Origin of the sequence: Rugamonas fusca (genome assembly GCF_014042365.1) — a bacterium.
Classification (GTDB): Bacteria; Pseudomonadota; Gammaproteobacteria; order Burkholderiales; family Burkholderiaceae_D; genus Rugamonas; species Rugamonas fusca.
Map to the genome: position 1 here is coordinate 623,120 of NZ_JACEZS010000001.1, position 20,641 is coordinate 643,760.

The window sequence follows — 20,641 nt, forward strand, 5'->3', positions numbered from 1 at the left end:
CGGCCACCACCTCCGCCTAGTGGAATGCATGACAAACTCTTTACATTTGACGACAAGCGCTGGCTCGCCGGCACTGCCCGTCAGACGGCCGACTCCACCTCCTGCAAGGTTCGCAGGGCCTGTTCAAAATCGTAGTCCTCGGCAGCAGCGGCGATTGTGCTCAGAAGCGCCTCCGCCGGGCTGCCGCGTGCCTCTCGCGACAGCCGCGCGGCCAGTTTCAGCGCGGCGCCGCCGTTGTCGTCGAGCAGTTCCCTGAGGCGAGCCAGTCCGGCTTGCAGGGTGGGGCCGTCGAGCGCTGGCAGCGCTGGCGCCAGTTCCGGCTCCAGATCGAGGGGAGCCAAGCCGGCCAGCACCGTATCCAGCTCTGCTGTCACCTGCGCCTGCAATGCGTCCAGTTCGTTGTCTGGCTCGTTGCGTAAACAAGCATGCTCCAGCGCGGCGGCCGCCATCTGCACCTGCAGCGCTCCAATGGTTCCGGCCAAGCCGCGCAGGGTATGGGCGATGCGGCGCGTGGTGGCGGTGTCGGCGGCCACGCGGGCGCCACTGAAGTCGATATCGAATGCCACCTGCTCGCGGCAGAGACGCCGCAACATCTGGCGGTACATGGCGACACTGCCTCCTATGGTCTTCAGTCCGGCCTGGCCGTCGATGCCCGGCAACGCGCTGAATGTCGCGTCAGCGTCTGGTGCGGGCGGCGCGTTCGGCGGGGGGGCGCTTGCGGCCGGGCTGGTATGATTCACTGCGCCATGGTGATGAACATCTGCTGCACATCAAGCGGCTTGGCGATATGGTCGTTCATGCCCGCCGTCAATACCTTGGCGCGATCATCCGACATCGCGTTGGCCGTCATCGTCAGTACGGACAGCGCCTGCCACTGCGGCTGTTGGCGGATCGCACGGGCAGCCATGTAACCGTCCATCACCGGCATCTGGCAATCCATCAGCACACCGTCGAGTGGGCCGGCCTGCGTCAGCAATTCCAGCGCCTCGCTACCATTGCCGGCCAATGTCGCCGTGATGCCGGCCTTGGCCAGCATATCCTGGGCCAACTCCTGGTTCATCTCGTTGTCTTCCACTAGCAGCAAGTGGGCGCCGGCCAGCTTGGCGCTGGCCTGCACGCGCACCTCGCTCTGGTGCTGTGCCGTGCACACCGCCACCACCGTTCCATGCGCGACGGCCAGCGCCTCCAGCAGACGAGGTGCGGTGATAGGCTTGGTGAACACGCCCGCCAGCCGGACTCCGTGCTCGTGCGCGTGCGCCAATGCATCCTCGCGCCCATGCGCCGTCATTATCAACACTGGCGGCGTAGCCTGCGATTGTAGCTGCAACCGCAGCGCGCATTCCATGCCATCCATGAGCGACAATTTTCAGTCGATCAACAGTTACGGTGCTGATGACTTCCTTGACAGTGGGAAACGCGGCCAACGTCACTACAACCGGCGACGCAGCGGTACCAAAATAGTAGAAGTCACTTGAAGACACTCCCAGTACTCGGCACCGATCTGGCCAGCATTAGCACTAGATTTTTTGCCACTCATCGCTGCTGGTCCGCGTCGAGACCGCTTTAGTGAGGCGTCTCGGACTGGACACTTCGTCACGACTTACAGCTCGCTCTCTCCCGGCAAGAGCAACCACTTCTGAGCGAGTGGCGGTCCCCGCTTGGTGATGGACATGGAAGACCGAAACGGCACGAGACAGCTGCACCGCTTGTTCATCTAGGCTGGCTGCCGCAGCTGCTGCCTGCTCCACCAGGGCCGCATTCTGCTGCGTCCCCTCATCCATATCAGTCACGGCTTGGTTGACCTGTTCAATACCGTCGCTCTGTTCATGACTGGCCGAGGCAATCTCACCCATGATTCCCGCGACCCGCTGCACTGACTGAATAATTTCCGACATGGTCTCGCCGGCGTTGCCAACCAGGCGGTTACCCAGTTCAACTTTGCTGACGGAATCGTGAATCAAGTCCTTGATTTCCTTGGCGGCAGCTGCCGAACGCTGAGCCAGGTTCCTCACCTCCGTTGCGACCACGGCAAATCCACGACCTTGCTCTCCGGCGCGTGCAGCCTCAACCGCAGCATTCAATGCCAGGATATTGGTCTGGAAAGCTATGCCGTCAATCAAAGCAATGATGTCGACAATTTTGCTGGCCGAGGTGCTGATATCGCCCATGGTCGTTCGCACTTCGGCGACGGATTGCCCACCCTTGGTGGCAATTATGGAGGTGGTGGCCACAAGTTCGCTGGCCAGACGGGCATTGTCCGCATTTTGACGGACAGTCGATGAAAATTCCTCCATGCTGGACGCGGTTTCCTCCAGGCTGGAGGCTTGCGCCTCCGTGCGAGACGATAAATTCAGATTGCCTTCGGCAATGTCACGTGTTGCCGCACCCATGGCATCGACGTTGGCCCGGACGCCGCCAATGATCGCCATCATGTTGACGTTTATCTGCTGTAATGCACGCAGCAGTTGCCCCATATCGTCGCCCCTGCTGACATCGACCGTGCCGGTCAAATCACCACCTGCTAGGGCGCGGGCAGCCGTAGTCGCTTGACGCAACGGCACCGTGACCGTCGCTCGTAAGGCTAACCCTAGCACCAGTGCCACAGTGATGCCTGTGATAGCCAATCCGGCAGTCCAGCTGGCTACGATACCTGGCTGGGTCAGAAGCCCAATGCCTCCCATTGCGGCGATCAACGTCGCCAAAAATATCAGGCCGACATTGAAACGCGTCTGTATCGACAGTTCATTCCACTCCCGCGCCGTACCGGCCAAGCCGGTGCGCACGACCTGGCCTTGCTTCACAGCGACCCGGTTGGGATTGCCGGCGACGATTTCCCGATATACGCGATCCGCCGAGGTGATCTGATCCCTACTCGGCTTAGAGCGAATGGACATGTATCCGGTGACACGGCCATTTTCGAGAACAGGAGTGACATTGGCCACCACCCAGTAGTAGTCGCCATTTTTCCGGCGATTCTTAACCATGCCGGTCCACGGCAGGCCAGCTTTGAGGGTTTGCCACAGATCGGCAAATGCCTCAGGCGGCATCTCTGGATGTCTAACCAAATTATGTGGCGCGCCGATCAATTCTTCTTCAGTGAATCCGCTGACCTCAACAAAATAGGGGTTGATATAGGTTATCTTTCCCTTCAAATCGGTTTTCGACACGATAGGCTTGCCATCCGCCATTTCATATTCGATGTTGGTTATTGGTAAGTTTTTGCGCATGTCTTCCCCCTGTATTTTTATGGACTTCCTGGCGACTGGACGGAATTTAGAGAATTACAACAAATTTCACCAAAATTTGACCTGCACTGAGCTGTGAAATATCAATATTTCCATAAGGAAATTATAGGATTAACACTACATGATAAAAATGAACAACGCTTCGCATTCCATGACACTCAATTTACATTTGATGACGACCGTAGTCTTGCAGCTCGCCCGGTCTCATCAGTGATCACGGCCGGATCAAGGATTCAAGGTGCCGGAATAGCTGGTCCCGTTGCCCAGCCCCCCCCCCCACCTCTGGCCGGGTCAAAATCCCCCACCTCCTGACCGTTTAGCGCCCCCGTTGGCCGGGCAAAATCCCCCACCCCTGGCCGGGTCAAAATCCCCCACCTGCTGACCGCCTAGCGCTGCCATAAGCTACTGGCCAAAGTAGAGCAAGGGGTTTGAGGTGCAATGGAACAGTTATGCTCAGCTGAGCATAACTGTTCCACTGCACCTCAGACCCCATGTAGTCCAGAACCCGTACAAAAGCAATTATTCGGGCTCAAAAACGATTACAAAACCTGGCTGTGTTCAAAAAAATAGTTATAAACTTGCCCTCGTGGCATCAAGTGAAGAATAGGTCACTTCCCCACCTCGGGCGCGGTCGACGTGGCGGCGATCTTGTCGAGATAGGCCCGCAACTGCTCTCCAATTTGCTCCTGTGCCTGCACCTTCGCGTTGGCCTGGGCCAACAAGAGCTCCAACTCACGAACCTGTGCCTTGATCGGCGCGATCTGGTCGTTGGTATTGTTTAGCTGTTCGGTCAGTAGTACAGTTTCGGCGATTTTACCGACCAGTTGGCGCTCGGTATCCGATGCGCGCACCTGCAAGGATTGCAGCGAGTCGACTTTTTGCTCCAGCTTACGGACCTGGGTCAGTTGTTCGTAAAGGTTCTGCTTGGTGTGCGACAACTCGGACACCAATTTCGCTCCCTCCTGATTCAGGCGGGTCAGCTCGTCTTGCTTGATGGAGATCGTCTGCAGGGCCAGGCGTAGTTCGGCCTGCATTTGCTGTATTTGTTGTTCGTGGCGCCGGATATCGGCCTCGCGCTGCTCCTTTACCGACTGGCGATAGTGCTCCAGGGCTTGGCGCGCGTGCTGGTGTTTCTCCTCCAGCGATTCCCGATGTGCCTCATTCTCGGCAAGCCGTTGCTGGAGGTCGGTCACCTTCTGTTCTGCGACCAGGCGCATGGTCGATTCCCTTTGATGATCGCTATGGCTGGCCGCCAGCGCCGCCGCCTGCTCCTGGAGGGCCGTTTCCAGCTCCAGCACGTGGGCCCGCTGTTGCGCATTTTCTTTCTGGGCCGCCTGCAGCAGCGCCGCCAATTCAACCGCCTTCGCTTCGGATGCGACCTCGGCCGCTGCTATCCGTTCCTGGGCCTCATCCTCCAGCCGCGCGGCCAGTCGCTGGACCAAGTCCTGTAACGCCTCACTGATCGAGGTGCGCTGGCCGCCGACGCCGCCGTCCTCGGCTTCCAATTCCTTGAGATATTTGTGGATCGTGGTTTTAGAGCCCGTATTCCCCAATGCCACACGAACGGCGTCCACCGACGGGTTTATACCCTGCGCAATGAGGGCGTCACGTGCCTTTTGTACGTCCGATTTGTAAAGCCCGCTGCGTGCCATAGGGTCTCCAGAGGATGAAATAAGATAATAAATTACATACCACGTAAGTACATAACAGATTACCCCAAATTCCAAGAGCAATTGCGTCTAAATTTTACATCGGATAAAGTAGGTTTATCCGGTGTGATCATCTGAACCGGCGAGTTTTTCGCATTTTTCCCTGTAATTTCGCTGTTGGCCAGCTACATTGATGCTTTGCCGTGGAGGTAGTGATAGTGACGCTAGACGAGTACATGATAGATTCAAAAAAGCGCGGTGCGCTTATCCTCGCCCTCAGGCGGGCGATCGTCAGCGAATTCAATGTTGAAGACTGGCGTGAGTTCGGGTATTTGTCCGGACAGTCTGACTACATCCAGCGCCATGACCGGTTACTGCACAGCTTGCATTGGCAAGATCCTGATTACGGCGACTGCGTCTTGCAGGCGCTTGAGCGTTTCACCCGTGAAGGCTGGGATGTTGTGGATCAGCTCATCAACCATCCAAAATTGACCAGCCATTTGTTGAACGAGATCCCGGACCTATCGATTTTTGTGCGCAGGGATATTCAAAGTGTAAAGACCGAAGCACCGGCCAGCCTATCGAGCGGCGACGTGGTATTGCTCGCACTGAATGATGCCGAACGCCTTATGCATATCAGCGGACCAGTCAGCGCGGTCGACCGCCTGCATACGGCGCTGCATGGCTACTTCCGAAGCCTGTGCGCCGACGCCGGCCTCAGCATGGCCGACGAGGCCTCGTTGACCGCACTATTCAAGGCGTTGCGCACGGCACATCCGATGCTCAAGAACCTGGGCTCGTATGACAATGACCTGGTGCGCGTGCTGAACGGGTTTGCGAACGCGATCGACGCCATCAATTCCCTGCGCAACAACGGCAGCATTGCGCACCCGTCCGAGGACCTGCTGGGCGAACCGGAAGCCCACTTGGCCGTCAACGCGACCCGCACGATATTCAACTATATCCGGGCGAAGGTAGGACACTAACCTCATGTCAAAACTCGATCAATACATCGCAGCGGCGACACGGGACAACACCCGTCAGAGCTATCGCGCCGCCATCGAACACTTCGAAGTGCAATGGAAAGGCTTGCTGCCCGCCACAGCCGACAGCGTGGCTCGGTACCTGGCGGAATATGCCGATACGTTGGCAGTCAGCACCTTGCGGCAGCGCTTGGCGGCGCTCGCCCAATGGCACAACGCACAGGGCTTTCCCGACCCCACCAAGGCACCTGTCGTCCGCCAGGCCATGCGCGGCATCCGCGCGCTGCATCCGGCGCAGGAGAAGCAAGCGAAGCCCCTGCAGCTCGATGAACTGGAGCGCGTCGTTGGTGGGCTCGAAAGCGCCATCAATGCCGCACGACGTTGCAACGATCGCGCCAGCGAGCTGCGTAGTCTGCGCGACAAGTCACTGATTCTGCTTGGGTTCTGGCGGGGATTTCGGAGCGACGAACTGAGCCGGCTTTGCGTCGAACAAGTCGAGGCAAGCGCCGGCGAAGGCATCAGCTGTTTCCTCGGGCGGACCAAGGGTGATCGGCAAAATCTCGGCAGCACGTTCCGAGCGCCCGCGTTATCACGCCTCTGCCCGGTCGACGCCTACCTGGACTGGGTCGGCGCCGCGCAGTTGAACACAGGCCCCGTCTATCGCGCAATCGACCGTTGGGGACATGTCGGTGAAACTGGCCTGCATATCGATAGCATCGCACCGCTGTTGCGAGCAATTTTAAGAAAAGGAGGTGTCGCCTCGGCGGGCGCGTACAGTGGGCATTCGTTGCGCCGAGGATTCGCCAACTGGGCAGCGTCCGATGGCTGGGATGTCAAAAGCCTCATGGAGTATGTGGGTTGGCGGGACATCAAGTCGGCGCTCCGATATCTTGATGCGTCGGTCTCGTATGCAAAGGGCCGAATGGAACACAGCATGATTGGTCGTGCGGGTAAATGATGATCGGGAGTTCCCGGCCGCCTAAACTACCTGATAGATTCCGTCTTTAAATGAAAGGGACGAGTGCATCCAACTCGCGCTTACACGTCATATTCTTGGCTACTAAAATCACTCAGCCTTGGCGTCCGCACCGTGCTCGGATAGTTGTGCACCAAACCATCTATGAACTGCTGTCAGCAGTTTAATGTCCGTCGTGGTAAAAATAATTTCTGCGCCAGTCGACAACGGCGAATACGAAACCTTAATTCGCGAAGCTCCTGCTTGTAACTCTTGGAGTCCAGGCATATTTGCGCCATGCAATGATGCGGGATCAGAATAATCCCCCCGCTGGAATGCGATCGACTCATGTTGCAGATGTTGCTGAATCATCGCGACCTGTACTTTCGCCGATGCGTCTCTGACGATGACGCGTTCCACGCCACCAGACTCCGTCATCTGAAAGATGTGGATGGTTCTGCTGAGGTCAAACGGCATCACGTTATGTCCCATGTGGTGAATATGTTCTTGCGTTGTTTGGGCTGCCGCGATCGTGCAGCCCAGTGTCGCATAAAGCACGATTGCGCACCTGAAGTTTTGTGGACGAGAATATTTTTTCATTGTCTTCTTTCGAAAGTCTAAACAGTGTTACAGGTTTCAATCGCAGTTGACAGCATAGTCCATGGGCGCGACACCAAATGTGCGCCGTACAGTATTCACACCTCGCCGGCTGCAAGTTCCAGTACGCCTGCCGCTACCCATTCTGCCACGCCGTCGCGCAACTTGAGCGCGCTATACCCTTGTGCGCGCAGCAACTCGACTGCGTCGCCGGACATCAGACAATACGGGCCGCGACAGTAAGCCACGATGGTTTTATCTTGGGGCAGCTCCGCCAGACGGGTACGCAATTCGGGAAGAGGTATCGAACGAGCGAACGGCAGGTGCGCTTGTGCGTATTCGCTACCAGGTCGAACATCTATCACAACGATCTCGCCATTCCGCGCCTTGCGCATCAGCTCGACACGGTCTTTGCCATGCCATTCATGCATGGCGCCGGAGATGTGTCGTAGCGCATCTTGCAGTTCGAAGAGTCGATCCTCAGCCAAAGTGCGTAGCAACACCCAGAGACGCGGGATTTCGGTGCTGGCAATTCGATAGAAGATCTGCTTGCCCCGGCGCTCTGTATCGACCACGCGACTCGTTCTCAGTTCCTTGAGGTGGGCACTGGCAAGCTTGATGCTGATCCCAGTCTCCTGTGCCAGCGTATCCACCGGCTTGGGCGCTTGGCACAACAATTCGATCAGTTCCAGCCGTTTTGGATTGGCGACCGCCTTGGCGATCCGCGCCACCTGGTCAAACAGGGCGTCCTTGACTTCTCGGTTTGTATCCATAGCGTTATGGGTGGCGTGTATGGGCGTACGGTTAATGTGATTTTGCGAAAGCTGGCGATGCAGTATAACATTCCAATAATCGTTAGAATGTACGGTAATCAGGTTCTGTGTTTGCCTGCCGTCCATCTACGCATCAAATCAGGAGTTCGGCCATGTTCTTCAAGCAACGTATCAACGATGGCGCCTCGATCGCATACTTTTTCGGTTATGGCGGTCTGGGCAAAGCGGTCGCCGTGGATGTCGTGGCGGGCGATGAGGCGTGGTTTGCTGCCGAAGCCCAGCGCGCCGGCGTACTCATTTCACATGTCATCGACACCCATATCCATGCTGATCATTATTCGGGGGGCTGGGCCTTGCATGCCAAGGTGCTGCCGCAGCCGGCGATAGAGGTCTTTCCTGGCCACCAGGCTGGCAGCCTGTGTGGAGCGGGATTGTCAGGCAAACCTTCCTCCACGCTCGCCTTTGAGAAGCGCTGGAATCCCGTCCTCTCACTTGACCGGGCCGGCTTTATCGACCATGTAACTAGCGCAATTCCACCACGCCTTCCAGGGATGGACGAGATCGTCCGCGCAAACGTCGGCTTGGCGGAGTGAGCGATGGCATCAATCCGCTTGGGCTTACGTGAAAATGCCGGCCAGTTTGCCTTGCTGGTCTTCATTAACTCCTTCGTCGGTGCAATGGTTGGTTTGGAGCGCAGCATCTTGCCGGCCATCGCGGAGCGAGAGTTCAACATCGCCGCCAAGACCGCAGTCCTGTCCTTTATTGTTGTCTTCGGCATTTCCAAAGCACTGACCAACTACATTGCCGGGCGCCTGTCAGACCGTAACGGCCGCAAGCACGTACTGGTGTCGGGATGGCTGGTGGCGATCCCGGTGCCGTTCATGCTCATGTGGGCACCGAGTTGGGATTGGGTCGTCGTGGCCAATGTCTTGCTGGGTGTTAGTCAGGGTTTGACCTGGTCGACCACGGTCATCATGAAAATCGATCTCGTTGGCCCCAAGCAGCGCGGTCTAGCCATGGGGCTCAATGAATTCTCTGGTTACCTGGCGGTCGCTGGTAGCGCGCTGGCCACAGGCTGGATAGCTACCCATTACGGCTTGCGTCCCCAGCCCTTCTACCTAGGCGTGGCCTATGTTGCTTTCGGTTTGACTCTGTCCGTACTGGCGGCGCGAGAGACGCGCCATCATGTCACGCGCGAAGTCATGAATACGGCGACCGCCACTGGTGAAATTGCGCTCAGCCAGGGCGAGATATTCCGCCGAACCTCGTTCACCGATCGTAACCTATCGAGCGTCAGTCAGGCCGGGCTGGTGAACAATCTCAACGACGGTATGGCGTGGGGCTTGTTTCCCTTGGTGTTTGCCAACGCTGGCCTCAATCTCACGCAGATTGGTGCGCTGGCCGCGATCTACCCGGCTGTATGGGGATGCGCCCAGATCTTCACCGGCGCCGTGTCCGACTGCGTCGGCCGCAAGTGGCTGATTGCCGGCGGCATGTGGGTGCAAGCCGTAGGAATCGGCATCACTGCCCTGGCGTCCGGCTTTGCGGGATTCTCGCTGGGCGGCGTACTGCTGGGTTTAGGTACAGCGATGGTCTACCCGACGTTGTTAGCCGCGATTAGTGATGTAGCGCATCCAACGTGGCGTGCATCGGCCGTGGGTATCTACCGATTGTGGCGTGATCTCGGATATGCAGTCGGCGCCATTTTGGCTGGTATCATCGCCGATCTGTTTGGAGTGAACGCGGCGATTTGGGTGGTGGCCGTTCTGACGTGCGTATCGGGCATCGTGACTGCGGTACGTATGCGCGAGACCTTAGCGCAAAGGCTGGCTATCGACACGGTATAGCACACTTGCCTTGTGCTGCCCCCCCCTTTATGCCGCTACGGTTTCGCGCCGCACCCGCCAAAAACCGCCAAGTCGTATATCCGTCACGAGCAGCGCAAGGCGGTGAAGTAGAAGCTGGACGCAAGTTGCGGTGATTCTATCCAGCCTACAGGACATGACGAATGTTCAAGTCGGCTCTAAATAATTTGGATTCATCCGTCGCGTATGGAAAGGGACGGACGGAGCACAACATGCTCGGTCGCGCGCAAGAGCCAGACAGATCGTGATTCCGATCGCCTGCACTTCGGGGCTATAGACTCTGCATTACTCGCTCCAGCCGCTGGCGCACTTCATCGGCCAGGCGGCTGATGTCTGGCTTGTCGACCAAGGCGAGCACCGAATTGGGATCCAAGAATTCCACGTGAACCTCGCCGGCGTCGTCTTCCCGCACCACGACATTGCACGGCAGGAGCAATCCGATCGAAGGTTCCGCCGCAATCGCTTGATACGCGAGTGGTGGATTGCAGGCACCCAGAATTCGATACGGCGGCATCTCCAGTTTCAGCTTTGCCTTCATCGCGCCCGCAACGTCAATATCGGCCAGCACGCCGCCCCCCTCGCGCTTGAGCGCCTCGATCACATGCTCGACAGTCTGGTCAAAACGAAGGCCGACTGTCTTTCCGAACCCATACTTGGTGTCCACAGGAATAGCCTCCTATCTAAGCAACAGGAACTATTTTTGTACTGGCGGCGTCGGATTCATCCATTGTTGATGCCACATCATATGATTCATCATCATTTGTTGCGCGCCCAAATATTGGTCCATCATGTATTGCCGCTGGCGCAGCTGCTCCGGAGTCAGTTTGGAATAGTAGCTGCCCATCCCATGCCACCCCATCATCCCCTGCATCATGCTGCCCATCATGTGCCCGCCCATCATCGGGCCGGCGCCGCAACATCCCATCATGCCCGGCCCCCACATCCCGTGCATCGTTGCCATCGCCGATTGCATGGTGGTCCAGTGATCTTGCAATAGCCGTTGGCGCTCCTGCGGGTCCTGGGTCTGCTGAAGCTTGGTCATTTGCTCCTGCATTTTTTTCATATTCTCTTGCATCTGCACCATCTGTTTGTCGAACTCAGCTGGATTCGGTGCAACTGGGGTTGCCTTCGGTTGTGCTGGTGCGGCGGGCTGCTGTGCGAACGCCAGCGAACTTGCAAGCACAAGCGCTGTCAGAATTGCCTTTTTCATTGATTACCCCTTCACGGATATCGCGAGTGAAAAATTGGTTGGCGGCACGCGATCAAGCGTGCACACGATCAAAACCGCCTCTGATGTTTGTTGTACGCCGGTGACGCTTGAAAACCCATGACCTAGATCAAAATCGGTAGTGTTACCCCAGAACGAATTTCATTCCTAAATCTTCAATTCCGGTACGGCAAGATGCCTGGGGACTATCGCTGGCGCAAAAGGCGCAGGCCATTTGCTACGACGATTAAGCTGGCGCCCATGTCGGCAAAGACCGCCATCCAGAGCGTGGCGAGGCCCGCCAAAGCGAGCGCAAAAAAAATGGCCTTGATCCCGAGTGCCACAACGATGTTTTGGCGCAATATCCTCCGTGTCCTGGCGCTCAAGCGTACAAAATCAGGAACCTTGCGCAAGTCATCATCCATCAACGCTACATCGGCTGTTTCCAGCGCCGTATCGGTACCGGCTGCGCCCATTGCGAAACCAATATTCGCCTTCGCCAGCGCTGGCGCATCGTTGATGCCATCGCCGACCATCCCGACATAGCCGTGCGATTGCATGAGTGAGTTGATCGCGTTCAATTTGCCCTCGGGGAGCAGATCGCCGTGTGCCTGGGCCATGCCGGCTTTTGTGGCGATCGATTGCGCGGTGTGCGTGTTGTCGCCAGTCAGCATCACTACCTCAATGTCGAGTGAGCGTAACTGCGCAATCGCTTGCGCGCTCGAAGCGCGGATCGTATCGGCGACTGCAACGATCAGCAATGGCGAAGTGGCCGAACACAGCACAACGACTGTCTTTCCGTCCTGTTCAAAGGTGGCGAGCTGCGCCTCAAGGTCGCCACTGCAAATCCCTGATTCATGGACGAGACGATGGTTACCGAGCGTGAACGTTTTGCCGTCGATCACAGCTTTGATCCCACGTCCGGTTATCGCTTGTAGGTCGGTCAAATCCAGCAACGACTGGGCAGAGTTCGTCGCGCGCCAGTGTGCGGCGATGGCTGCAGATACCGGATGGTCGGAGCGGCTCGCCAGGCTGGCCGCATACAGCAGCAACTCGCTTGCGTCACCACTGCCGGCTGGAAGGATATCGGTGACGGTCGGTTTGCCTTGCGTGATCGTGCCGGTCTTGTCAAAGGCAATTGCTCGCAACTGGCAGCCCTGTTCCAGGTAGATGCCGCCCTTGATCAGGATGCCATGCCGCGCGGCGGCGGCCAGGCCGCTGACCACCGTCACCGGCGTTGATATCACCAGCGCGCAGGGGCATGCGATGACTAGCAGTACCAGTGCTTTATAAAACCACGGCTGGAAAGGCGCGGCCATCATCAGGGGTGGCAAGGTGGCGATCAGCACCGCCAACACTACGACAGCCGGAATATAGAGTTCCGCGAATCGGTCGACGAAGCGTTGTGTTGGAGCCCGGCCGCCTTGTACCTGTTGCACGCTCTTAACGATGCGAGACAAGGTCGAATCACTCTGTGCGGCGGTAACCCGATAATCGAAAGCGCCGCTTTCGTTGATGGTGCCAGCAAACACAGGATCGCCGACCGTTTTCGCAACTGGCATGCTTTCACCGGTGATCGGCGCCTGGTTGATGGTGGTGTGCCCAACCGTGATGTTGCCGTCGAGTGGAATGCGCGCGCCTGGTTTGACACGCACGATAGCACCCACGGCGACATCTCTGGCGGCGACGTCGCGCCATTGGTCAGTGGCGTCCTGCACAGTCGCAGTATCCGGCGACATTGCCAACAGACCCTTGATCGCGTTGCGCGCGCGATCAAGTGACAAGGCTTCAATCATTTCCGCCAGCGCAAACAGAAAAATCACCACCGCCGCTTCCGGCCACTGCCCGATGAAGATCGCCCCCAGCACGGCGAGCGACATCAGGAAGTTCATGTTCAATGCGAGGTGGCGCAGCGCGATCCAGCCTTTCCTCAAGGTGCCGGCGCCACCTGCGAGGATGGCGATCAGGGCCAAGGTCACTACCAGCGATGAGCGCTCCTCCCCGGTACGCCAGGCGACGGCTTCGGCCCCGACCGCCGCCAGCCCCGAGACCGTCATCAACAGCCAGGTCCGCAGAGGGATACGTTGGGCGCCTGTCGCCTCCGATTCCTCCGCAAATACAGGTGGCGCCCCAGGCGCGTCCGATGCGATGACCGGCTCCATGTCGAGTGTCCGGATCGCACGAATGATGGGTTCAACCGATGGGAGCTGATGCAGCACCGTTAATTCACGCTCGATCAGGTTGAACTTCAGGTCTTCAATGCCTTCCATTCCTTGCAGCCTGCTGCGAATGAGCTTTTCCTCGGTGGGGCAATCCATGTTTTGGATGCGAAACACCACTTCTGCGGCCGCCGTCGTGGCCTGGGTATTCCCCGGCGTCGGTGCGGCGGTATCAGTCGTACAATTTGTGTCGCCGCAGCAATGCATGGCAATCTCCTGTATTTCGTTTTCTCGCATTGCGATTTGATTCCCTAAAGCTGAGATGCTGTTCCGCGCCGCCGTCCATGGACGAAAAATTCATGGCTTTCCTCATTCCTTGCGGCCAGTGGCCGGGCATTGGTCACCTATTGCAGTTGTTTGGCGCTCAGTATCCGGGTAACGCGCGCGAGGTTCCCAGCTGCGCAATCGGCGGGCCACAGTTCGACGATATCGCCGTCCTGAATATCCAGAGTTGGCGGTACTGGCGCCACCGCCGTTCGGGTCATGCGCACATGGTGGTACCGGACCAAGACAAACCGTTGGGCCGCATATTGATCAGGCGGCAAGTCGGCCAAACACTTCGGAAGCTGGGCCGGTGGGAGGTCAGCCGCATAGGTGATGACCACACGACCGTGTCTGGCTCCATGCTTCCAGTCAACCGAGCTCAAACTCGTCTCCGCCGCACAGCCGGCAAGGACCAGCAAGACAGCACCGATCGTCGGGATTGCCCTCAATTGGAGCATGCTCTTCTCCCTCCGAACCCCAATAAGGCCTGGTCGTGCCACTGACAAGCGGGTATCGCCATTCCAGCCACGCCTGCAAGCGTCGTGCGGATGGGCCTTTGTTCGGTTGACCAGCCCATATCGGGCCTACACAGAATGCTGAAGCGGCGGGCAGCGGCAAGAGGTTGCAGGGCGTGACGGTAATCAGTGTGCATGCAACAAAGGTAAACCTTGAAGCTACTCGAACGTCAAGGGCAATAGACGCCCCGGCCTACTGCCTGGGCTGCAGTGTGTCAATAATGCGGCAGTTGGCCATCGTCCCGCCCTGGCAGGACTCCAACATACTCGTCAGTTGCTCCTTGAGTACCGTCAGGTCGGCAATCTTCTGCTCGACCGCGTGTAGATGCTCGGACGTCATCGCGGTCACCACGCAGCAGTCGGCGTCGCGCTGGTCGGAGAGCGACAGCAGGCTACGGACCTGGTCGATCGTAAATCCGATTTCGCGGGCCCGCCGCACGAAGGCGAGCCGGTCCAGGTCTTCCTTGTCATATTGCCGGTAGTTGCTGCCCGTGCGCGATGGCGCGGAAAGCAGCCCGATTTTCTCGTAATAACGGATGGTGGCCGAAGGCGTCTGCGCGGCGCTTGCCAGTTGGCCAATCGAAAAGGATATCGTCATGATGCTTGACCTTAAAGTTACTATAAGGTTTATAAACCTAGCAAGTCAACCCGTCAAGCGTCCCACTATGTACCTTCGAATACCTATCAGTCTTGTGCTGCTCCTGGCCGGTTGCGAAAGCTACGCGCCCCAAGCTCTCGATCCCGGAAAGCAGTTGGCGGCCCTGGAATCGCGGCGGCTCGACGCCCCGGAAGTCCGGCGGTTCGCCGAGCATAGCCTGGGACATGAAGTCACACCGTGGCCGCCGCAGTCCTGGGGCCTTGATACGCTCACCCTGGCCGCCTTCTACTACCACCCCGACCTCGACCGGGCACAAGGTCAGCGGCTCGCGGCCGAAGCCGCCACCGTCACCGCAGGGGCGCGTCCCGCCCCGACCGGTGGCATGTCGTTTCAGCACAACAAGGATGCGCCGCCTGGCCAGTCGCCCTGGACCAGGGGTCTCGTGCTTGACATCCCGCTGGAAACCGCCGGCAAGCGCGACATTCGCATCGATCAGGCACAGCATTTAACGCAGGCCGCAAAGCTGCGCGCAGCCGAGTCCGTCTGGCAGGTGAGAAGCCGCGTGCGCGCGAGCCTTTTGGCCGCCTACCCGACCGAGGACTTGGTGCGCCGCCAGCGCGACCTGCAAGACGAGATCACGCGCATGTTCGAGCGGCGCTTTGCCGCCGGCGCAGTCTCCCAGTCCGAACTCACCCAGGCGCACCTCATGCTCAGCCGGGCCACACTCGCGTTGCGCGAGAACCAGAAGCAGGGTGCAGAAAACCACGCCCGGCTAGCCGCCGCCATCGGCGTGCCGGATGCGGCGCTCGACGGCGCCGAGATTTCTTATCAAGCTTTCGAACAACTGCTGCCGGTCGCTTCACTGCCGCCCGCCGAGGCTCGGCGCAAGGCGCTGGCGGCCCGGCCAGACGTGCTCGCAGCCCTGGCTGATTACGAGGCTGCACAGTCGGCTCTGCAACTGGAAATCGCCAGGCAGTACCCAGACATCTCAATTGGCCCCGGCTACACCTGGGACGCCGGTCAGGTGAAATGGTCGCTGGGCCTGTCGCTGGTGCTGCCGCTTTGGAACCGCAACGAAGGTCCCATCGCGGAAGCCAAAGCGCGGCGCATGGAGGCTGCCGCCGCTTTCCTGTCTGTCCAGGCCAGGGCGATCGCCGAGGTCGACGAAGCGGTGGCCGGTTACGGTCATGCCATTGACATGTACGAGACGGCCAATGCCCTGCTACAAGCCCAGCGGAAGCAGGAGCGCAACATCTCAGCGGCCTTCCAGGCGGGTGAAGCCGACAGGCTGTCTTGGATATCGGCCCGCCTGGAAACAGCTGCCGCCGAACAGGCTCGGATCGGCGCGCTTTCGCAGGCACAGACGAGCCTGGGCCGCGTGGAGGATGCCCTGCGCCGACCGTTGGGCGTCCAGGGTACAGCCCCGACAGCGGAACAGGTGTTGTCGTCGAAATCTCTTCGCACCGGAAATTAACCATGAAAAAGAAACCGTTTATCCTGGCCGCCATCGCTGCGGCCGTGGCTAGCCTCGCCGTCTGGGGCTTCATCGAGGGGCGCAAGGAACTCGCGTTGGAGGCGGAAAGGGAGCGCCCTGTCCAGGTCCCCTCACGCGTCGTTGCCCAGCCTGACGGCACGGCGTTGGTATTTGATGCCGACACCCAGAAACGAGCAGATATTGCCGTGGCGCCGGTGAAGGCTGTCACCCGAAGCGGGGAGGTGGAAGCCCTGGCCGCTGTCTTGTCAGCCCAGGAGTTGATCGACCTGCGCAGCGCTTTCATCACCGCCCGCGTTCAGGCGGATCGGGCGCAGGCGGCGGCACAAGCATCGCGCCGGGAGTACGAGCGGATCAAGGCGCTACATAGTGACGACTACAACGCATCGACCAAGGCGCTGGAGGCGGCCCAGGCCCAGCAGTTGGCCGAAGAAGCCGCCGTTCGTGGCGCCGACGAGATCGTGGCGGCGTTGGAACGGGGCATTCGCCAAAAATGGGGCGGTGTGCTGGCCGCAGCTGTCCTGAGCAATGCTTCCAGTTTTCAGCGCCTCACAGACGGGCGGGAGGTTCTGCTGCGGGTAGCGGCGCTGGCAGGCACTGCCCTCGTCAAGGCGCCTCCTGAGGCACGTGTGACAGGCAGCGACGGCGGATTCCGGGTGGCTACCTTGGTCTCGTCCTCGCCAATGGCTGATCCCCGCATTCAGGGGCCCACATTCTTCTATACCGCCCCGCCCGATGGACTACTGGCCGGCACTACGGTCACAGCCTACCTGCCCTCCGGCGCGGAGCGCACGGGCGGCCTCATCCCAGCTGATGCCGTGGTCTTGTGGCAGGGCAAGGCGTGGTATTACGTGCAGGGCGCGCCAGACCGTTTCCTGCGCCGGGAACTTACTGGCGCCATGCCGGTGGACCAGGGCTGGTTCGTCGCCGGCTTGCCGGCCCTCCAGGTCGTGGTGCGCGGCGCCCAGACGTTACTATCTGAAGAACTGCGCAGCCAGATCGAGGTCGGCGAGGAGAGCAAATGAGGAATCTCGACGTGCGGGCCGGCTGGTTGGCGGCCATTGTCGGCTTCTCCCTGCGCTATCGGGGTGTGGTCATCGCGCTCGCCGTGCTGCTGGCGGGCTACGGCCTCTATGCCTTCAGCGGCGCCAAGTACGATGTCTTTCCCGAATTCGCCCCGCCCCAGATCACCATCCAGACTGAGGCGCCGGGTTTGGCGCCGGAGCAGGTGGAAGTGCTGGTGACCCAACCTATTGAAAATGCTGTCAACGGCGTCGCCGGGATCGAGTCCCTGCGTTCCCAGTCGGTCCAAGGGCTATCGGTCATTACCGTCACTTTCGATCCGAAAAGCGACATCTTCCGCGATCGACAGAATGTGAATGAACGTCTGACCGCACTGGCCACACAGCTGCCACGTGGTGTTCAGGCACCGGCCATGTCGCCTCTGACTTCTTCGACCAGCGTGGTCATGGCCATCGGCGTCACCTCCGCCCAGAGGTCCCTCATGGACTTGCGCACCTTGGCGGACTGGACCTTGAAACCACGTCTTCTGGCGGTGCCGGGGGTATCGAAGGTCGCCGTGTTCGGTGGCGAGAGCAAGGAATTCCAGGTGCAGGTGCGGCCGGAGCGGCTGATCAAATATGACTTGGCCATCTCCGATGTGCTTGACGTGGCCCGGCGCGCGACCGGCGTCCGTGGCGCAGGCTTTATTGACAACACCAACCAACGACTCGTCCTGCGTAGCCAAGCCCAATCGCTGACCGCGGAACAGCTGGCCCATACCGTTGTCCGCCAGCAGTCGGGGGCCAACTTGACACTGGGAGACGTAGCCGACGTGCGCGAAGCCCCAGAGCCGCCCATCGGTGCCGCCCTGGTGACGGGAACGCCGGGCGTGCAACTGGTGATTTCAGAGCAGTACGGCGCCAACAGCATGGCGGCCACCGAGGCGATCGAGCGCGCGCTGGACGAGATGCGGCCCAGCCTCGAAGTCCAGGGGGTTAGCCTTCATCGCGACGTATTCCGGCCTGCTAACTTTATCGTCATCGCCACCCAAAACGTCCAGCATTCGCTCCTGTTCGGGGCGGCCCTGGTCATCGTCGTCGTCGCGCTCTTCCTGTTCAACTGGCGCACTTCGGCCATCGCGCTCACCGCAATCCCGCTCTCGCTGCTGGCAGCCGTCACCGTCCTGGAAACGCGGGGGATCAGTCTCAACACCATGACGCTCGGCGGACTGGCCATCTCCATCGGCCTTCTGGTGGACGACGCCATTATCGTGGTGGAGAACATCTACCGGCGCCTGCGGGAAAATCGCCAGCGCCCCGATCCCGTAGCTATCCTCGACGTGGTGCTCGACGCGTCACTCGAGGTGCGGAGCGCCGTGGTCTACGCCACCTTCGCCATCGCCCTGGTCTTCCTGCCCGTCCTCACGCTGCCGGGGATAGCCGGCCGGCTCTTTTCGCCGCTGGGGACCGCCTACCTGTTGGCGACGCTGGCCTCGCTTGTGGTCGCCATCACCGTGACGCCTGCGCTTTGCCTGACGCTCCTGCCGCAAGCCGAATTGCCACCCCACGATCCGGCGGTGGCGGCTTGGTTGAAGACGCGCTACCGGAAACTGGTGGGGGCCGTCGAGCGACACTACCGCTGGGTCGTGGGCGGGGTGGCCATCCTCACCCTGGCGGGACTGGCGGCTCTGCCGTTTTTCGGCGGCGGCTTTCTGCCCGAGTTAAAGGAGGGGCATTACATCCTGCACATGTCGGCTGTACCCGGCACCTCGCTCGCCGAGTCGCTACGCATCGGTCGCCAAGTCACGGCGGAACTTCTCAAGCTGCCTTCCGTACGCGCCGTTAGCCAGCGCGTCGGACGGGCCGAAAAGGCTGATGACACCTACGGCACCCATTACAGCGAGTTCAACGTCGACCTCAAGCCGCTGTCCGGGGAAGAGGCCGAATTCGCGCAATCCGACATTCGCAAGGCCCTGGCCCGCATCCCTGGCGTGAGCTTCGCGGTCAAGACATTCCTCACCGAACGGGTTGAAGAAACCCTGTCCGGCTACACAGCGGCGGTGGTGGTCAACATTTACGGCAACGATCTCGACACCCTGGACGCTGAGGCCAAGCGCGTCGCCCAAGCATTGGGACAGGTACCTGGCGCCACCGAAGTGCAGGTGCAGTCGCCGCCCGGTTCGCCCGAACTGGGCATCCGAATCCGCCCCGAGGCTCTGGCCCGCTGGGGGTTCGACGCCGTGGACGTACTCGACACGGTGGAAACCGCCTTCCAAGGCTCTGCGGTCGGGCAGGTCTATGATGGCAACCGGGTTTTCAACGTGAGTGTCATCCTGCCGCCCAAGGCCCGGCGCAATATCGCCGACGTGCAGGCGTTGCCACTGCGGAACGCCGCCGGGGCCTTTGTCCGACTAGATCAGCTCGCCGACGTGTATGCCACGTCGGGCCGCTACGTGGTGCTGCACACCGGTGCCCGTCGGGTACAGACGATCACCTGCAATGTCGCCGGCCGGGATGTGACGTCCTTCGTGGCCGATGCCAAGCAAAGCCTCTCCACAGTGCGCCTGATTCCCGGAAACTATGTCGAATTCGGCGGTGCCGCCGCGGCCCAGGCGGCCTCGTTGCGCGATCTGCTGATTCATTCGGTGATTGCCGCAGTGGCCATCGTCCTGCTGCTATGGATCACGCTGGGACGCTGGCGCAACCTGAATCTTGTACTGCTCAACCTGCCATTCGCCCTGGTCGGCGGCGTACTCGCCGTGTTTGCTGCTGGCGGCGGCATTTCGCTCGGTTCATTGGTCGGATTCGTGACGCTGTTCGGTATCACCCTCCGCAATTCCGTGATGCTGCTGTCCCACTACAACCACCTGGTCAATGTGGAAGGTGTGGTTTGGGGGCCGGATGTCGCCCTGCGTGGTGCCATGGAGCGACTGACGCCGATCCTGATGACTGCTCTTGCGACCGCGTTGGGACTTCTGCCGCTGGCGATCGGCAGCGGTGACCCGGGCCGTGAAATCGAAGGCCCGATGGCCATGGTGATATTAGGTGGACTCTTCACATCCACCGCACTCAATCTACTGGTGATGCCCAGCCTGGCGCTGCGTTACGGCTGCTTCCAGCGTTGACCGAATGAGTCATGTGGTTCCTGACCACGCGTAGATAAAAATGGGAAAATGCGAATGGCCTCGATTGAGCGCACCGCCTATCCGCCGATCGAAAAGTCGGTTGACGTCGTGCTGCCGTGAGTGCGCAAAACCGGGCCGGTATATCTTGTGGCA

At 59.7% G+C, this 20,641-nt stretch carries 17 protein-coding genes; 7 read left to right on the forward strand and 10 right to left on the reverse strand.

The features are described from left to right. Window positions 1-80: 80 nt before the first annotated feature. The 4 genes from H3H36_RS02715 to H3H36_RS02730 form a co-directional block, all read right to left on the reverse strand. On the reverse strand, window positions 81-605 hold the full coding sequence (locus tag H3H36_RS02715; protein WP_182213691.1) for an Hpt domain-containing protein: 525 nt from the start codon (window positions 603-605) through the stop codon (window positions 81-83). A gap of 131 nt (window positions 606-736) precedes the next feature. Continuing rightward, window positions 737-1,288 carry a response regulator gene (locus H3H36_RS02720; RefSeq protein WP_182213694.1) on the reverse strand — a complete coding sequence of 184 codons (552 nt, stop codon included), beginning with the start codon at window positions 1,286-1,288 and terminating at the stop codon, window positions 737-739. A gap of 229 nt (window positions 1,289-1,517) precedes the next feature. Next, window positions 1,518-3,227, reverse strand: coding sequence for a methyl-accepting chemotaxis protein (locus H3H36_RS02725; RefSeq protein ID WP_182213696.1), 1,710 nt, complete (start codon window positions 3,225-3,227; stop codon window positions 1,518-1,520). Window positions 3,228-3,853: 626 nt separating this feature from the next. Beyond that, window positions 3,854-4,897, reverse strand: a complete 1,044-nt coding sequence (locus H3H36_RS02730; RefSeq protein ID WP_182213699.1) for a DNA-binding protein — start codon at window positions 4,895-4,897, stop codon at window positions 3,854-3,856. A 233-nt stretch (window positions 4,898-5,130) separates the two neighbouring features. Here H3H36_RS02730 and H3H36_RS02735 point away from each other — a divergent pair, with 233 nt between their 5' ends. Both H3H36_RS02735 and H3H36_RS02740 read left to right on the forward strand, forming a co-directional pair. Next, window positions 5,131-5,880 carry an abortive infection family protein gene (locus H3H36_RS02735; protein WP_182213701.1) on the forward strand — a complete coding sequence of 250 codons (750 nt, stop codon included), beginning with the start codon at window positions 5,131-5,133 and terminating at the stop codon, window positions 5,878-5,880. 4 nt (window positions 5,881-5,884) lie between these two features. Then, the gene (locus tag H3H36_RS02740) at window positions 5,885-6,835 is read left to right on the forward strand and encodes a tyrosine-type recombinase/integrase (RefSeq protein WP_182213704.1); all 951 of its coding nucleotides are present in this window, start codon (window positions 5,885-5,887) and stop codon (window positions 6,833-6,835) included. A gap of 108 nt (window positions 6,836-6,943) precedes the next feature. Here the strand turns inward: H3H36_RS02740 and H3H36_RS02745 are convergent, their stop codons facing one another. Together H3H36_RS02745 and H3H36_RS02750 are read right to left on the reverse strand one after the other, a co-directional pair. After that, window positions 6,944-7,432, reverse strand: a complete 489-nt coding sequence (locus H3H36_RS02745) for an aspartate carbamoyltransferase (protein ID WP_220459586.1) — start codon at window positions 7,430-7,432, stop codon at window positions 6,944-6,946. A 95-nt stretch (window positions 7,433-7,527) separates the two neighbouring features. Beyond that, complete coding sequence (locus H3H36_RS02750) at window positions 7,528-8,328, reverse strand: ArsR/SmtB family transcription factor (RefSeq protein WP_311196563.1); 801 nt, start codon at window positions 8,326-8,328, stop codon at window positions 7,528-7,530. Window positions 8,329-8,354: 26 nt separating this feature from the next. Between H3H36_RS02750 and H3H36_RS02755 the strand changes: the two genes are divergently transcribed. Both H3H36_RS02755 and H3H36_RS02760 read left to right on the forward strand, forming a co-directional pair. After that, entirely contained in the window at window positions 8,355-8,795 is a 441-nt protein-coding gene (locus H3H36_RS02755; protein ID WP_182213707.1) for an MBL fold metallo-hydrolase, read from the forward strand. A 3-nt stretch (window positions 8,796-8,798) separates the two neighbouring features. Further along, window positions 8,799-10,049 (forward strand): MFS transporter, encoded by a 1,251-nt coding sequence (locus H3H36_RS02760; RefSeq protein WP_182213709.1) that lies wholly within the window; start codon window positions 8,799-8,801, stop codon window positions 10,047-10,049. A 289-nt stretch (window positions 10,050-10,338) separates the two neighbouring features. On the opposite strand, the gene H3H36_RS02765 is transcribed toward H3H36_RS02760, so the two are convergent. The 4 genes from H3H36_RS02765 to H3H36_RS02780 form a co-directional block, all read right to left on the reverse strand. Next, complete coding sequence (locus tag H3H36_RS02765) at window positions 10,339-10,731, reverse strand: DUF302 domain-containing protein (protein ID WP_182213712.1); 393 nt, start codon at window positions 10,729-10,731, stop codon at window positions 10,339-10,341. 30 nt (window positions 10,732-10,761) lie between these two features. Next, window positions 10,762-11,277 (reverse strand): hypothetical protein, encoded by a 516-nt coding sequence (locus H3H36_RS02770; RefSeq protein ID WP_182213714.1) that lies wholly within the window; start codon window positions 11,275-11,277, stop codon window positions 10,762-10,764. Window positions 11,278-11,480: 203 nt separating this feature from the next. Then, window positions 11,481-13,730 (reverse strand): heavy metal translocating P-type ATPase, encoded by a 2,250-nt coding sequence (locus H3H36_RS02775; RefSeq protein ID WP_182213716.1) that lies wholly within the window; start codon window positions 13,728-13,730, stop codon window positions 11,481-11,483. Between the two features lie 735 nt (window positions 13,731-14,465). Continuing rightward, the gene (locus H3H36_RS02780; protein ID WP_182213718.1) at window positions 14,466-14,870 is read right to left on the reverse strand and encodes a MerR family transcriptional regulator; all 405 of its coding nucleotides are present in this window, start codon (window positions 14,868-14,870) and stop codon (window positions 14,466-14,468) included. On the opposite strand from H3H36_RS02780, the gene H3H36_RS02785 reads away from it, so the two are divergent. From H3H36_RS02785 to H3H36_RS02795, 3 genes are read left to right on the forward strand one after another with little or no spacing between them, the layout of a single operon-like run. Beyond that, entirely contained in the window at window positions 14,869-16,344 is a 1,476-nt protein-coding gene (locus tag H3H36_RS02785; protein ID WP_229219668.1) for a TolC family protein, read from the forward strand. The two genes, H3H36_RS02780 and H3H36_RS02785, sit on opposite strands and share 2 nt — an antisense overlap. A gap of 2 nt (window positions 16,345-16,346) precedes the next feature. Continuing rightward, window positions 16,347-17,387 carry an efflux RND transporter periplasmic adaptor subunit gene (locus tag H3H36_RS02790; protein ID WP_182213720.1) on the forward strand — a complete coding sequence of 347 codons (1,041 nt, stop codon included), beginning with the start codon at window positions 16,347-16,349 and terminating at the stop codon, window positions 17,385-17,387. Next, a complete protein-coding gene (locus tag H3H36_RS02795) occupies window positions 17,384-20,488 on the forward strand; it encodes an efflux RND transporter permease subunit (RefSeq protein WP_182213722.1) in 3,105 nt (1,034 codons plus the stop codon). Before H3H36_RS02790 ends, H3H36_RS02795 begins: the two co-directional genes overlap by 4 nt. The last annotated feature ends 153 nt before the right edge of the window (window positions 20,489-20,641 follow it).

What these genes read in the sequence shown, in the direction of transcription:
- H3H36_RS02715 (WP_182213691.1), bottom strand. Translation starts at nt 605, where the DNA reads ATGTACCGCCAGATGTTGCGGCGTCTCTGCCGCGAGCAGGTGGCATTC.
- H3H36_RS02740 (WP_182213704.1), top strand. Translation starts at nt 5,885, where the DNA reads ATGTCAAAACTCGATCAATACATCGCAGCGGCGACACGGGACAACACC.
- H3H36_RS02795 (WP_182213722.1), top strand. Translation starts at nt 17,384, where the DNA reads ATGAGGAATCTCGACGTGCGGGCCGGCTGGTTGGCGGCCATTGTCGGC.
- H3H36_RS02745 (WP_220459586.1), bottom strand. Translation starts at nt 7,432, where the DNA reads ATGAAAAAATATTCTCGTCCACAAAACTTCAGGTGCGCAATCGTGCTT.
- H3H36_RS02785 (WP_229219668.1), top strand. Translation starts at nt 14,869, where the DNA reads ATGATGCTTGACCTTAAAGTTACTATAAGGTTTATAAACCTAGCAAGT.
- H3H36_RS02780 (WP_182213718.1), bottom strand. Translation starts at nt 14,870, where the DNA reads ATGACGATATCCTTTTCGATTGGCCAACTGGCAAGCGCCGCGCAGACG.
- H3H36_RS02725 (WP_182213696.1), bottom strand. Translation starts at nt 3,227, where the DNA reads ATGCGCAAAAACTTACCAATAACCAACATCGAATATGAAATGGCGGAT.
- H3H36_RS02735 (WP_182213701.1), top strand. Translation starts at nt 5,131, where the DNA reads ATGATAGATTCAAAAAAGCGCGGTGCGCTTATCCTCGCCCTCAGGCGG.
- H3H36_RS02750 (WP_311196563.1), bottom strand. Translation starts at nt 8,328, where the DNA reads ATGGACGGCAGGCAAACACAGAACCTGATTACCGTACATTCTAACGAT.
- H3H36_RS02755 (WP_182213707.1), top strand. Translation starts at nt 8,355, where the DNA reads ATGTTCTTCAAGCAACGTATCAACGATGGCGCCTCGATCGCATACTTT.
- H3H36_RS02775 (WP_182213716.1), bottom strand. Translation starts at nt 13,730, where the DNA reads ATGCGAGAAAACGAAATACAGGAGATTGCCATGCATTGCTGCGGCGAC.
- H3H36_RS02770 (WP_182213714.1), bottom strand. Translation starts at nt 11,277, where the DNA reads ATGAAAAAGGCAATTCTGACAGCGCTTGTGCTTGCAAGTTCGCTGGCG.
- H3H36_RS02790 (WP_182213720.1), top strand. Translation starts at nt 16,347, where the DNA reads ATGAAAAAGAAACCGTTTATCCTGGCCGCCATCGCTGCGGCCGTGGCT.
- H3H36_RS02730 (WP_182213699.1), bottom strand. Translation starts at nt 4,897, where the DNA reads ATGGCACGCAGCGGGCTTTACAAATCGGACGTACAAAAGGCACGTGAC.
- H3H36_RS02720 (WP_182213694.1), bottom strand. Translation starts at nt 1,288, where the DNA reads ATGACGGCGCATGGGCGCGAGGATGCATTGGCGCACGCGCACGAGCAC.
- H3H36_RS02760 (WP_182213709.1), top strand. Translation starts at nt 8,799, where the DNA reads ATGGCATCAATCCGCTTGGGCTTACGTGAAAATGCCGGCCAGTTTGCC.